Annotated in this window: 11 protein-coding genes; 8 read left to right on the plus strand and 3 right to left on the minus strand. The window is 51.0% G+C overall.

Going from position 1 to position 13,295, the window contains the following annotated elements; genetic code table 11:
- Positions 1 to 71: 71 nt before the first annotated feature.
- The gene (locus ACJJI3_RS20880) at positions 72 to 1,136 is read right to left on the minus strand and encodes a CmpA/NrtA family ABC transporter substrate-binding protein (RefSeq protein WP_444940817.1); all 1,065 of its coding nucleotides are present in this window, start codon (positions 1,134 to 1,136) and stop codon (positions 72 to 74) included.
- Positions 1,137 to 1,143: 7 nt separating this feature from the next.
- Positions 1,144 to 1,731, minus strand: a complete 588-nt coding sequence (locus tag ACJJI3_RS20885) for an ANTAR domain-containing response regulator (protein ID WP_282931354.1) — start codon at positions 1,729 to 1,731, stop codon at positions 1,144 to 1,146.
- A gap of 773 nt (positions 1,732 to 2,504) precedes the next feature.
- Here ACJJI3_RS20885 and ACJJI3_RS20890 point away from each other — a divergent pair.
- The 4 genes from ACJJI3_RS20890 to ACJJI3_RS20905 all read left to right on the plus strand — a co-directional run bounded on the left by ACJJI3_RS20890 (position 2,505) and on the right by ACJJI3_RS20905 (position 7,656).
- A complete protein-coding gene (locus ACJJI3_RS20890) occupies positions 2,505 to 4,052 on the plus strand; it encodes a Re/Si-specific NAD(P)(+) transhydrogenase subunit alpha (protein ID WP_444940818.1) in 1,548 nt (515 codons plus the stop codon).
- A gap of 15 nt (positions 4,053 to 4,067) precedes the next feature.
- Entirely contained in the window at positions 4,068 to 5,459 is a 1,392-nt protein-coding gene (gene pntB, locus ACJJI3_RS20895) for a Re/Si-specific NAD(P)(+) transhydrogenase subunit beta (protein WP_413663233.1), read from the plus strand.
- A 213-nt stretch (positions 5,460 to 5,672) separates the two neighbouring features.
- Positions 5,673 to 7,280 carry a S41 family peptidase gene (locus ACJJI3_RS20900; protein ID WP_444896161.1) on the plus strand — a complete coding sequence of 536 codons (1,608 nt, stop codon included), beginning with the start codon at positions 5,673 to 5,675 and terminating at the stop codon, positions 7,278 to 7,280.
- A 1-nt stretch (position 7,281) separates the two neighbouring features.
- Entirely contained in the window at positions 7,282 to 7,656 is a 375-nt protein-coding gene (locus ACJJI3_RS20905; protein ID WP_444896162.1) for a hypothetical protein, read from the plus strand.
- Positions 7,657 to 7,690: 34 nt separating this feature from the next.
- Here the strand turns inward: ACJJI3_RS20905 and yhbY are convergent, their stop codons facing one another.
- Positions 7,691 to 7,993: a ribosome assembly RNA-binding protein YhbY gene (gene yhbY, locus ACJJI3_RS20910; RefSeq protein ID WP_444940819.1), complete on the minus strand. Its 303-nt coding sequence runs from the start codon at positions 7,991 to 7,993 to the stop codon at positions 7,691 to 7,693.
- A 143-nt stretch (positions 7,994 to 8,136) separates the two neighbouring features.
- Here yhbY and rlmE point away from each other — a divergent pair, with 143 nt between their 5' ends.
- From rlmE to glmM, 4 genes are all read left to right on the plus strand, one after another.
- The gene (rlmE, locus tag ACJJI3_RS20915; RefSeq protein WP_444940820.1) at positions 8,137 to 8,757 is read left to right on the plus strand and encodes a 23S rRNA (uridine(2552)-2'-O)-methyltransferase RlmE; all 621 of its coding nucleotides are present in this window, start codon (positions 8,137 to 8,139) and stop codon (positions 8,755 to 8,757) included.
- A 187-nt stretch (positions 8,758 to 8,944) separates the two neighbouring features.
- Positions 8,945 to 10,864: an ATP-dependent zinc metalloprotease FtsH gene (ftsH, locus tag ACJJI3_RS20920; protein WP_444896163.1), complete on the plus strand. Its 1,920-nt coding sequence runs from the start codon at positions 8,945 to 8,947 to the stop codon at positions 10,862 to 10,864.
- Between the two features lie 90 nt (positions 10,865 to 10,954).
- Complete coding sequence (folP, locus tag ACJJI3_RS20925) at positions 10,955 to 11,800, plus strand: dihydropteroate synthase (protein ID WP_444940821.1); 846 nt, start codon at positions 10,955 to 10,957, stop codon at positions 11,798 to 11,800.
- A gap of 94 nt (positions 11,801 to 11,894) precedes the next feature.
- The gene (gene glmM, locus ACJJI3_RS20930) at positions 11,895 to 13,247 is read left to right on the plus strand and encodes a phosphoglucosamine mutase (RefSeq protein WP_282931361.1); all 1,353 of its coding nucleotides are present in this window, start codon (positions 11,895 to 11,897) and stop codon (positions 13,245 to 13,247) included.
- The last annotated feature ends 48 nt before the right edge of the window (positions 13,248 to 13,295 follow it).

Raw genomic sequence — 13,295 nt, forward strand, 5'->3', positions numbered from 1 at the left:
CTTCACCGCGCTGATGCGACTGAGGGAAGGCAATTGCATCATCGAATTATTTCCATTCAATTAATGTGCCACTATTTTTTTGCGAGCAGGAAAACCACTGTCTGCCGATAGAGGTCTGGACGATAGGCTTCTGCTGCACGGAGTGTCGAACTCCCCAGGTCTGAATACATCTCCAGCAGCTGCCGTGCTTTTTCCTGAGTTGGACGCCCACAGTCGTTATCAATATGGGCAAAGAGGTGCCAGCCGGGATTGGCGAGAATTTCCCGGTCCCGGTGGTAGAGAATCTGGTCATTGAGGGAGCGTTGAATCAGCTCCTCAGGCAGGTTGAGGTATTGCCCCAGGGATAAAAGCTTGGCAGCTTCGGCTCTGTTTGTGCGTGCGGCAAGCCAAGAGCAGGCCTTGAGAAGAGCGGCCCTTAGGGCCAAGTGGGTCGCAGGGTTGGCTTGGTGCCAGCTCTCAGTGACGGTCAGCACTTTTTCCGGCATAGCTGGCAGCAGTGTATTACAAGCCGCAATGACTACGCCGGACCCTTTGTGGGCGGCCAGGGAGTTCCAGGGTTCGCCTACACAATAGCCATCGATAACGCCACTGTGGAGGTTTTCCAGCATTTGTTCAGGCGGTAATACCACCAGTTTTATATCCCGGTCCGGATCGATATCGGCAGAGCGCAACCAGTATCTTAATTGCAAGCTATGACTGGAGAAGGGATAAACTGTAGCGAGTCTGACAGTAGGTGAGTATTTATTGTCGTGCAGGTAGCGCTTTAGCGCCAAGGCGATATCACTTTGTGAGTCACCTTCACAGTAATTTTGCAAACGTTCGAATAATTCTGCGGAAAGGGTAATAGCGTTACCGTTGCAGCTAAGAATTAATCCACTTAACAAGCGTTCGTGGCAATTGGGTAACGCTTGTTCAAGTGTCAGGGGCATAGGAGCGAGCATTGCTGCAGCATCTGCTTTGCGCGCAATTAACTTGTCTCGCAGGGTGGCCCAGCTTGTTTCTTTTTGCAGCTGTACCTTTAATCCATATTCTTGGAAGTAGCCTAGCTCCTTGGCGACAATCAGCGGTGCGCTGTCGGTCAGGCGTAGGTAAAGCAGTTTGATGGTCTTTTTTTCCGGGCACAGAAGGGCTGACATCGGTACTCTAATGCTCTTTCTGAAAATATTGGATTACTTGCTCGGCAACTGTATGGATGGTCGAGTTGCTGTTCATTGCGAGATTGCGCAAGGTCTTATGGGCATCCTCTTCACTGAGGTTCTTCTTGGCCATTAATAGCCCTTTGGCCCGCTCGATTGCTTTTCGCTCTGTGAGTTGCTGCTGGGTGCGCTCGAGAGACTGACGCAATTGCTGGAAATGTTTAAATTGTGCCATAGCGATTTCTATCGCCGGTGCCACGCGCTCAGGAGTCATTCCCTCGGCCATATAAGCGCTTACCCCGGAGTCGACCGCGCGACTAATAAAGTCTGCGTTTCCGCTACCTGAAAACATAGCCACTGGGGTTGGCGCCTCACGATTGACTATGGCCAGGCTTTCCAGGATATCCCTGTCCGGGGATTCGATGTCTATCAGCACAATATCTGGGCGGTATTTTTCCACCTGGAAGAGGAGCCCCTCGGCACTATTGATCTGGGCGAGAATACTGTAGCCAGCAGCACGTAATCGCTCACAAACCAAGTGGGCTCGCTCGGGATTGTCATCGACCAGCATGATTCCAGGGCTTGGATTAGTCACAATTTACTGCGGCACTCATCTAATATTTTTTATTGGGCTTTACCAACTTTTAATCAATAGTTGTGCCAAATACGCAGAGGTGGGGGAGTGGATGTATGTCTCTAATTCCATGAGATAAATCTGATGTTACTGCTTTTTCCTGGTGCGACATTCTGCGGATATTGTTTTTTTTGCACAAGTAGGGGGCTAGTACATATTTTTCAGGCAGAAAAGTGTGACTTGGTACTATGGAGGCAAAATCATCTGCACATTTGCGGTTTGTGTGGATAGACTGTCATATGGCGCGGTATTTTTTGTTATAAGCGTAATGTGGCATCCGTATTCGTCGATAATATTTAACTAACATGATGTATTTGGTGATCTATTTTTGGTTATTAAAAATAGTCAGTTACCCCTAAATTTTTGTAGTTTCTGTTTATTTGCAGGTGCTTGCTCTACCGTGGGGATTCTTTTGGATTGAAAATTCATAGTGAATTGATCGGTAAGGCCATTCAAAAAGGAAAATCCCTTATATTTTGGATAAACAAATAGCAATTTAACTTCAGGGAAAAGGTTTCGAGCGAGACTAATTTTTGCTTATTTCTCTCAGGTCTATATAGCCAATTCAGGATATATAGTCTTATTAATTTCACCAATTACGGCTATCAGGTTATCCCCCTTTTCATCCCCTTTGACGACGTTTACACTCGATCTGTTTATAAATTGGGCAATCCAATACTTTTTGAGGTAGATGTAGCTGTAAGTTCATAAAATCAACTAAGAGGGGCACGGCGGTGATTATAGCCATACCTAGAGAGACCGCAGAGGGAGAAGCACGTGTTGCAGCGACTCCCGATAGCGTAAGACGATTACGCGATTTGGGTTTTTCCGTAGCGGTGGAGAAGGGGGCTGGTAACAGGGCCAGTTTTACTGATGAAGCTTATGCTGAAGCCGGTGCAGAAATCCGTGAGGATATGCAACAGTGCCTGGCTGATGCGGGCATAGTATTAAAAGTACAAGCACCAACTGATCAAGAGTTGGCCCTGATTCCCAAAGGGGCTACGCTGATCGCCTTTCTGAAGCCGGCACAAAATGCCGAGTTCCTACAGAAGCTTGCCGAGCGCGATATCAATGCGCTAGCGGTCGAGTCGATTCCAAGAATTTCCCGCGCGCAAAAAATGGATGCGCTCAGCTCCATGGCAAATATTGCCGGCTATCGTGCGGTTGTGGAGGCTGCCCACAATTTTGGTCGCTTCTTTACCGGACAGATCACGGCAGCAGGAAAAATTCCCCCGGCAAAAGTACTTGTTATTGGTGCTGGTGTAGCGGGGCTCTCTGCAATAGGTACGGCAAAAAGCATGGGAGCTATAGTGCGGGCCTTCGATACCCGCGCTGAAGTACGTGAGCAAGTGGAGTCCATGGGGGCTGAATTCCTCACCGTAGAAATTGAGGAGGAAGGCTCGGGCTCCGGTGGTTACGCCAAGGTGATGTCGAAGGAATTTATTGATGCTGAAATGGCACTGTTCCGCGAGCAGGCCAAAGAAGTGGATATTGTGATCACCACTGCCTTAATTCCGGGGAAACCAGCCCCGAAATTATGGCTTGCAGATATGGTCGACAGTATGCCTAAAGGTTCTGTCGTCGTGGATTTAGCAGCAGAAATGGGCGGTAACTGTGACTATACAGTGGCTCATAAAAAAGTGGAGCAGAACGGCGTCACTATTCTTGGTTATACCAATCTGCCCAGTCGAGCAGCAGCACAATCCTCGCGCCTGTATTCAACCAATCTTGCTCATCTGCTTGGGGAGCTAACTCCAGAAAAAGATGGTGAGATTAATCTCAATTTTGATGATGAAGTGATTCGTGGTGCCACAGTGGTTAAATCCGGTGAGATTACCTGGCCTCCACCCGCACCCAAAATTTCTGCTCAGCCCAAGCCATCGGCGAAAGCTACTGAAGAAGTGAAAATTGTTGAGGAGAAAGCTGAGAAACGAAAATCTCCCGTATCTATTTTTGCATTTTGGGCGATCGCGGCAATCTTATTGTTGTGGTTGGGTCGTGTGGCACCTCCTGATTTCGTCTCGCACTTTACCGTATTTGTCCTGGCAATATTTGTTGGCTGGCAAGTGATTTGGAATGTTACCCATGCGCTACACACTCCGCTAATGAGTGTTACTAATGCAATTTCCGGCATTGTGGTTGTTGGTGCATTAGTACAGCTTGGAATTGCCAATTCGGGTTTGGTGAGCCTGCTTGCTTTCATCGGCGTGTTGGTGGCCAGTATTAATATATTCGGTGGTTTCTTTGTGACCTACCGTATGTTGAAAATGTTTCGCCGGTAAGGGGAGGAGAGAGTGATGAACGGTATGATTGCAATGGCTTATCTCTTCTCGGCAGTGATGTTTATCTTGAGCCTGGGAGGTTTATCCAGTCACGAAACTGCGCGCAGGGGAAATATTTACGGCATGGTGGGAATGGCAGTTGCCATTATCGCCACTATTGCTGGAGTGGCCGCCGGGGCTTACTGGATGGTCGCCATCGCCATGATCGTCGGTGCGGTGATTGGTTTGGCACTAGCCAAGCGTGTGGCTATGACTCAAATGCCACAAATGGTGGCTTTGCTACACAGCTTCGTCGGCCTGGCTGCGGTATTAATTGGTTGGGGCGGTTTCCTCGACCCGGTTGTGGAGTTACACGGGGCTGCTCATGTTGTCCACAGCACTGAGATATACCTGGGTGTATTTATTGGGGCAATTACCCTGACCGGTTCTTTGGTTGCTTTTTGTAAGTTGCAGGGATTGGTTTCCGGGAAACCATTAATGCTACCGGCCCGGCACTGGCTTAACTTGATTGCCATTTTGGCCTGTATTGTTCTAGGTGTGTTGTTTGTACCGGCAGATGTGCATGCGGGTACGGTTATTAACTTGCTGTTAATGACCTCAATTGCATTGCTGTTAGGTATTCACCTTGTGGCGGCTATTGGCGGCGCTGATATGCCGGTGGTTATATCCATGCTAAACAGCTACTCCGGTTGGGCCGCTGCCGCTACCGGATTTATGCTGGGCAATGACCTGTTAATTGTAGTGGGCGCCTTGGTGGGTTCTTCCGGTGCCATCCTGAGTTACATCATGTGCCGGGGAATGAATCGCTCTTTTATCAGCGTTATTCTCGGTGGATTTGGCTCTGATGGTGGTGAAGTTTCCGATGAGGAAGTCGATGGTGAAGTAATTGCCATTGATCAACAGGAGCTTGCGGATGAACTGGATGCGGCGGACAGTATCATTATTGTTCCCGGATTCGGAATGGCGGTAGCCCATGCACAGCAGGCGGTTAGTGACTTGACCGATCGTCTGAGAAAAGCGGGCAAAACAGTGCGCTTTGGTATTCACCCGGTAGCTGGACGTCTTCCCGGACATATGAATGTGCTTTTGGCTGAGGCTAATGTGCCCTACGATATCGTTCTGGAAATGGATGAGATTAATCCAGATTTTCCCGCTACAGATTTGGTTTTGGTGATCGGTGCTAACGACACGGTAAACCCGGATGCAGTGGAAAAACCGGGCTCGCCTATCGCAGGCATGCCGGTATTGGAAGTTTGGAAGGCTGGTAAGGTTGTTATCCTTAAGCGCTCTATGGCTTCCGGGTATGCGGGAGTTGCTAACCCGCTGTTTTACAAAGAAAACTCACGCATGCTGTTCGGTGATGCAAAAGATAGTTTGCAGGGGGTTTTGGGTAAAGTCGGCAATTAGTTGCTGACTCGGGTTATTAATAGTAATTAACCTGTTTTGTACTGAAAGGCCTGGTGGGGTACAAATTGTGATGTGCCTCTTCAGGCCTTTCTGTATTTTGGTTTAGCAATTTCTTTTGATGAAAAACTTGGTTATCGAACCCTTTTTCAAATAGTGGTAGGCTCCACCGCTTTACATATCTTTACTAATAAAAAGGTTAATAGGAGTTTGGGGATGGAAATCCGTCTACGTAAGCTAGCTTTAGCAGGGGTTGTTACTCTGGGAGCTTTAGGCTTGGCAGCCTGTGGGGGAGGCGGAGGTAGCTCTGACTCTGATAGTGGAGATGGTTCTGAGACGCCAACTGCCGTTGGCGGCACTTGGGAAAAGGATAACTTTCTGCCTGTCTCAACTTATGCGAGCCGGTGTGTTGCTCCCCGCAGTGGCACAGACCCAGCAACGGGTTCAGCTTATGCTGATGTAGCGGGCACCCGCGAGGACGAGAATAACTGGCTGCGCTCAATGAGTAATGAGCTCTACCTATGGTACGACGAGATTGAAGACCAGGATCCAGCGAGCTTCGATGATTCTTTAGCTTATTTCGAAGAGCTAAGAACTTTCGCTCTAACTCCCTCCGGTCGAGAAAAGGACCGCTTCCATTATACGGTTCCGTCAGATGAGTGGTATTCACAAACTGAATCTGGTGTGTACGTTGGTTATGGTGTCCAGTGGGCCCTACTTTCCGATAAGCCGCCACGTAAAGCGGTAGTCGCTTATCTGGATGAGGAAAACGGTGGTAATCTGCCGGATATTATCACCCGCGGTGCAGAAGTTATCAGTGTGGACGGCGTTGACCTGGCTTATGGTGATGATGTCGATACCTTAAATTACGGTATGTGGCCGGAAAACGATGGTGAGTCCCATGTATTTGAAATAAGACCTTTGGGTTCTTCAACGATTGAGACTGTCACTTTGGTTGCATCACCAGTGCAATCAGATCCTGTTCAATATGTTAAAACGGTGGACACAAATTCGGGCCGCAAAGTCGGATATATGTTGTTCAATGATCATATTGCGACAGCCGAAGCGGAATTGATTGATGCTGTCAGCGAGCTTGAGTCTGAGTCTGTTGACGATTTAGTACTAGACCTTCGTTATAACGGTGGTGGTTACCTCGATATCGCTGCAGAGTTAGCTTATATGATCGCAGGTGATAATACTGCGGGACAGGTATTTGAAACGTCCCAATTTAATGATCAACACCCGGAAACAAACCCTGTTACCGGAGCGCCATTGGATGGGACTCCATTCTACTCGACCGGTCTGGGCTTTGTTGATGAGTCTTTATACGGGGAAGAATTGCCGACTTTAAACCTGTCGCGACTGTTTGTCTTAACCAGTGAAAATACCTGCTCAGCCAGTGAGGCCATTATCAATGGCTTGCGCGGAATTGATGTAGAAGTTATTCAGATCGGTGAGACTACTTGCGGTAAGCCTTACGGTTTTTACCCCCTGGATAACTGTGGCACTACTTACTTCACAATTCAGTTCTCCGGTGTGAATGCAAAAGGCTTTGGCGATTACTCCGATGGTTTTGTACCCAATGGTAATTATGGAACTGATGCCGATTTGCCCGGGTGTGTGATTGGGGATGACTTTGACAATCTCCTGGGTGATGCTGATGAAGCGCGGTTTGCCACTGCGTTGAATTACATTGAGACTGGCGAATGTGGAGATATTGCGGTTAGCGCATTCTCCATTTCCGGTGAAAGCGAGGGTGCCCCCGCTTTCAATGCACGAGTGACCAAGGAAGTCTCTCGCAGTAACCGCATAATGGTGAAATAAAATGAAAAAGGCAGCTTTGGCTAAACTTTGTGGTTTTGCATTGGTGTGTCTTGGCTGCTCCTCCCAGCAAAATATTGAAACTGCACAACCGGCACTGTTACAGGAAACGAGCCCGGAGATTCAGGGCAAGTTGCAGGTGGCAGTTTCGCAAGCGCTGGGCGGGGTTAATGTGACCCTAGGCCCGAGGGTGTTTGTGGACGATACTATTTTGGTGATTGAGAATGATCCCAAAAAGATGGCTCTGATTGGCCGGGATATGGGGCGGCCGATCAAGTTTCAATTAGTCGGCAATGGTGAGAAGTGCTGGTTGAGGCGACTGTCCAATGGAGAATCCTGGGAGTTGCCTGTGATGTGTAAGCCTGTTTCCACTGGTTGAGAAAAGAAAGGGGAGCATTAGCTCCCCTTTTTGTTTAACGCAGCAGGTTGGACTTGCGAATATCCGGCTTCTGCGCCGCACGGAAAATCAGGGCAATCTTGCCGATTTCCTGTACCAGCTCGGATGAGGATTTTTCGCAAAGCTCACCAACGATTTGGTGGCGTACTTCCCGGTCGGTGATCATCAGTTTGACCTTGATCAGCTCGTGGTCTTCGAGTGCGCGGTTCAGTTCTTCCATCACCCCCTCGCTCAGCCCATTGCCGGCTACGGTCACGACAGGTTTCAGGTTGTGACCTAGAGAGCGAAGAGCTTTTTTGCGGTCGGCGGTTAAAGGCATACAATACTCCATTACCACTTTGTGGAATTCGATGTGGGAGCGGCCACAGACCGCGATCGTCGCCAGCGTTTGTTCGGCGGACCCGATCACGGCCAGTGGCCGCTCTTACAATTAAGCTGTAGTGATTGTAGGCATTGTACCCGATGGGCCGATCTAAGAGCAGCCACCGTTGGCTGCGTGAACATTTTAATGACCATTACGTCAAACAGTCCCAAAAAGAGGGCTATCGCTCCCGTGCCAGCTACAAGCTGCAGGAGCTACAAAATAAGGACCGCTTATTCAAGCCGGGAATGACTGTTGTCGACCTGGGTGCGGCTCCAGGGGGCTGGTCCCAGGTAGCGATGGAGTTGGTAGGGCACAAAGGTAAGGTTTTGGCGTCAGATGTATTGCCGATGGACCCGCTGGCCGGTGTGGACTTTGTCCAGGGGGACTTTACCGAGGAGTCGGTGCTCAGTGAACTGTTACAGCGCATGGGCGATGAACTGGCAGACCTTGTGATTTCCGATATGGCCCCCAATATGAGTGGGATACGCGATGTTGATCAGCCCGCCTCCATGTATTTGGTGGAACTGGCGGTCGATATGGCCCGGCAGGTACTTAAGCCCGGTGGTGCATTTGTTGCAAAGGTATTCCAGGGAGAGGGTTTCGACGAGTTGATCCGCGACTTGCGTGGGAGCTACAACAGTGTCGTAACTCGCAAACCTGGTGCTTCCCGCCCCCGTTCACGTGAAGTATACGTGGTGGCGCGAGGATTTAAGGGCTGAGAGCGACTGAGAATATCGGCGTATTTCTAGTCTGACTCCCCATATGGTATAAGCGATACCTGTATCGGGGGCGAAGGCTGTTGACCCCCCGCACCTATACTGGTTTTATCCGGTATTGATGTGGCCGGCATTGCCGGAATGAACGGATTTTGATTGCGAAAGCGAGAGGGCTATCCCTTTGAATGATATGGCAAAGAACCTAGTACTGTGGTTGATCATCGCAGCGGTACTGCTGATGGTTTTTCAAAACTTTAAACCGCAGTCACGGGATGAGGCTCTCAGTTACTCCGACTTTGTTCAGGATGTGCAGTCGGGCCAAGTTAAGAACGTGATCGTAGACGGTCTGGTAATCACCGGCGAAAAAGCCGATGGCAGCCGCTTCAAGACTATCCAGCCACAGATTATCGACGATGAACTCACCAATGAGCTGGTTCGCAGCAATGTGCAATTCGTTGGTCGCGAGCCTGAGTCACCGAGTATCTGGCAGCAGCTTCTGGTAGCCAGCTTCCCGATCCTGATTATTATCGCTGTATTTATGTTCTTTATGCGCCAAATGCAGGGCGGAGCCGGCGGTCGCTCAGGTCCTATGGCATTTGGTAAGAGCAAGGCGCGCCTGCTGGGCGAAGACCAGATCAAGACAACTTTTTCCGATGTTGCCGGAGTAGATGAAGCTAAGGAAGAGGTACAGGAGCTGGTCGAGTTCCTGCGCGATCCCACCAAGTTCCAGCGACTGGGTGGCAATATCCCCCGTGGCGTACTGATGTGTGGCCCTCCCGGTACCGGTAAGACCCTGCTTGCCAAAGCAATTGCCGGCGAAGCAAAAGTACCTTTCTTCTCTATCTCCGGTTCTGACTTTGTTGAGATGTTTGTTGGTGTGGGCGCTTCCCGGGTGCGGGATATGTTTGACCAAGCCAAGAAGCAGGCTCCCTGCATCATCTTTATCGACGAGATTGACGCTGTTGGCCGTCACCGTGGAGCCGGCGTTGGCGGCGGTCACGATGAGCGCGAGCAGACCCTGAACCAGTTGCTGGTTGAGATGGATGGTTTCGAAGGTAATGAGGGTGTGATCGTTATTGCAGCGACCAACCGCCCGGATGTACTGGACCACGCCCTGCTGCGCCCAGGTCGCTTTGACCGCCAGGTGTTTGTCGGGCTGCCAGATATTCGCGGCCGCGAACAAATCCTCAAGGTTCATATGCGTAAAGTGCCTATGGACGACAAGGTGAATCCGCAGACTATTGCCCGTGGTACCCCTGGTTTCTCCGGTGCCGATCTGGCCAACTTGGTCAACGAGGCTGCCCTGTTTGCTGCGCGAGCCAATAGACGCACCGTGACCATGGAGGAGTTTGAGCGCGCCCGTGACAAGATCATGATGGGTGCCGAGCGCAAGTCCATGGTGATGAATGAAAAGGAAAAGGTGAATACCGCCTACCACGAGGCCGGTCACGCCATTATTGGTCGACTGGTACCCGAGCATGATCCGGTACACAAAGTAACTATTATTCCCCGTGGCCGCGCTCTGGGTGTCACCCAGTTCTTGCCTGAGGAAGACAAGTACAGCCTGTCCAAGCGCGCGATTGAATCGCAACTGTGCTCCCTGTTTGGTGGCCGTATTGCTGAAGAAATGACGCTGGGTATCGACGGTGTTACGACTGGCGCTTCCAATGACATCGAGCGGGCCACTGACTTGGCGCGCAGCATGGTGACCAAGTGGGGCTTGTCTGAAAAACTCGGCCCATTGCACTACGGCGAAGATGAAAGTGGTCAGCCCGGTCAGGGCAACCCGGTTTCCGGCAAGACTTCCAATGAAATTGATGTAGAAGTGCGCCGTATTATCGATGTCTGCTACGAGCGAGCACAAAAGCTGCTGGAAGATAACCGCGATATTCTTGAAGCGATGAAAGATGCGCTGATGGAATATGAAACCCTGGATGCGGAGCAGGTGGACGATCTTATGGCTCGCCGCAAAGTTCGTGCACCAAGGGACTGGGAAGACAATAACTTCGGCTCTGGTGGAAACAGCCCGACCCAGGATACTGAAACCACAGAGGCCTCAACTGAGGCGGATAAGAGCAATACCGTCGGCGGCCCATTAAACGGCCACTGATTCTCCGAAGCGACTAACTGGACAAAACCAAATGCCGGGTTGGGGATAGGGCGATAGCCTGTTCCGATCCGGCATTTTTTATTTCAGCCAATGAAAATTATTTGTGGTAACCACACCCTAGACCTCTCCCAACCGGTGGTTATGGGGGTTCTGAATACAACGCCGGACTCCTTTTCCGACGGTGGCAATTGCTTTGCCTCCGGTAGCCTGGACTTGACCCTGGCTCTGCAGAGAGCAGAACAGATGCTCTCTGAGGGAGCGAAAATCCTGGATATTGGCGGAGAATCGACACGCCCTGGCGCATCGTCGGTCACCGAACAGCAGGAGCTGGATCGGGTAGTGCCGGTGGTGGAGGCGATCAAAGCGAACTTTGACGCGATCATCTCTGTCGATACCAGTACCCCGGCAGTGATGCGTGAGTCAGCTGCGGTAGGGGCGGGACTGATCAATGATGTTCGCGCCCTGGAGCGCCCGGGTGCACTGGAAGCGGCCGTTGAGAGTGGCTTGGCGATCTGCCTGATGCATATGCAGGGGCAGCCCGGCACTATGCAGGATGATCCGTCTTACACTGATGTTGTAGAGGATGTCGCCAGGTATCTGCAGAAACGGGTCGATCTCTGTATCGATCTGGGGGTGACACGGGACCGGCTCATTCTCGACCCAGGTTTTGGCTTTGGCAAAACCGACGACCACAATTTGACGTTGTTGCGTAATTTGTCGCAGCTGGCGCCGGCGGATATGCCCATACTGGCGGGCTTGTCGCGGAAATCGATGATCGGCCGCCTGCTCGATCGAGATGTAGATGGCCGACTCCCCGGTAGCCTGGCCCTGGCCATGTTGGCTGCGCAAAAGGGCGCAAGAATTTTACGTGTCCACGATGTTGCGGAAACCGTGGATGTGTTGCACATGCAGCAACTGGTTTGCAGCGAAATTTGATGAGTGATGTCTTACAGAGACCTTAAGCCGCAGGGTCCTGTTGTGGTTTTCCGACAGAACAGAAAAGCGGCGAAGTACACAATTGAGAAGCGTTATGGAAAGAAAGTATTTTGGCACTGATGGTATTCGTGGTCGCGTTGGCGAGGGAGCAATTACTCCCGATTTTATGCTGCGCCTGGGATATGCAGCGGGCAAGGTACTGGGAAGAATTTCCAAAGCTAAACACCACCGGCGCCCCCGCATCCTTATCGGTAAGGACACTCGGGTCTCCGGCTACATGTTTGAGGCAGCGCTGCAGGCGGGCCTGATTAATGCTGGCGTGGATGTCGCCCTGTTGGGGCCAATGCCGACTCCGGCGATAGCCTACCTGACCCGGACTTTCCATGCCGGTGCAGGCATTGTTATCAGCGCCTCCCATAATCCTTACCACGACAATGGCATTAAGTTTTTCAGCGCTGAAGGCTCCAAGTTACCGGATGAGGTTGAATTGGAGATTGAAGCCGCTCTCGAGCTGCCGATGGAAACTTCCGACGATCTCGGTCGCGCCTATCGTGTTGATGATGCAGCCGCGCGTTACATTGAGTTCTGCAAGGCTTCTACGCCCTGGGGTTTCTCCCTTGAGGGTTTGAAGATAGTTCTCGACTGCGCCAATGGTGCCACTTATCACGTAGCGCCGATGGTGTTTCGCGAGCAGGGAGCAGAAGTCAGCGTAATTGGAGCGGGTCCTGATGGACTCAATATCAATCTAGATTGCGGCTCCACTAAACCACAGCAGTTGCAACGGGCCGTGGTTAAGCGCGGTGCAGACCTGGGGATAGCCTTTGATGGTGACGGGGACAGGGTGTTGTTCGTCGATGCCAATGGGGAGTTGGTCGATGGCGATCAGCTGCTGTATATCATTGCTATGCACCAGCATAAATTCCTGGGTGGTTGCAGTGGTGTTGTCGGCACCTTGATGAGCAATTACGGTTTTGAGCTCGCATTGCGCGAAAACAAAATCCCGTTTGAGAGAGCCAAAGTGGGCGACCGCCATGTGCTTGAAAAAATGTCAGCTAATCAGTGGAAGCTGGGAGGCGAGTCGTCAGGCCATATTATCTGTGCCGATGCATCTACCACCGGCGACGGTATCATTGCCGCACTGCAGGTACTGCGTGGCCTGTGTGAATTTGATGAGCCCTTGCATCAGCTTAAATCCCGTATGACAATGTTCCCCCAGCACATGATTAATGTGCAACTGGCTCATCGCGATGGTGTTCTCGATCACACAGACGTTAAGGCCATTGTTGTCGATGCAGAACGTCAGCTTGCAGACAGCGGACGTGTGCTGCTACGGCCATCAGGCACAGAGCCTCTGATCCGGGTAATGGTTGAAGGTCGCGACAGCGCTCTGGTGGAACAGCTGGCCAAAGATATTTCCTCTGTAGTGGAGCGAATTGGAAATAACTGATCTGCTGCGATTTAACCCGTAGTAAATCGGTCCTCTTGGGGCGCAGAA

The sequence above is a fragment of the Microbulbifer maximicatervae (SeqCode) genome, assembly GCF_052466985.1.

Coding starts and splice junctions, on each gene's coding strand:
- rlmE (WP_444940820.1), top strand. CDS start 8,137: ATGGGCCGATCTAAGAGCAGCCACCGTTGGCTGCGTGAACATTTTAAT.
- folP (WP_444940821.1), top strand. CDS start 10,955: ATGAAAATTATTTGTGGTAACCACACCCTAGACCTCTCCCAACCGGTG.
- ACJJI3_RS20880 (WP_444940817.1), bottom strand. CDS start 1,136: ATGTCAGCCCTTCTGTGCCCGGAAAAAAAGACCATCAAACTGCTTTAC.
- glmM (WP_282931361.1), top strand. CDS start 11,895: ATGGAAAGAAAGTATTTTGGCACTGATGGTATTCGTGGTCGCGTTGGC.
- ACJJI3_RS20905 (WP_444896162.1), top strand. CDS start 7,282: ATGAAAAAGGCAGCTTTGGCTAAACTTTGTGGTTTTGCATTGGTGTGT.
- ACJJI3_RS20900 (WP_444896161.1), top strand. CDS start 5,673: ATGGAAATCCGTCTACGTAAGCTAGCTTTAGCAGGGGTTGTTACTCTG.
- yhbY (WP_444940819.1), bottom strand. CDS start 7,993: ATGCCTTTAACCGCCGACCGCAAAAAAGCTCTTCGCTCTCTAGGTCAC.
- ftsH (WP_444896163.1), top strand. CDS start 8,945: ATGGCAAAGAACCTAGTACTGTGGTTGATCATCGCAGCGGTACTGCTG.
- pntB (WP_413663233.1), top strand. CDS start 4,068: ATGAACGGTATGATTGCAATGGCTTATCTCTTCTCGGCAGTGATGTTT.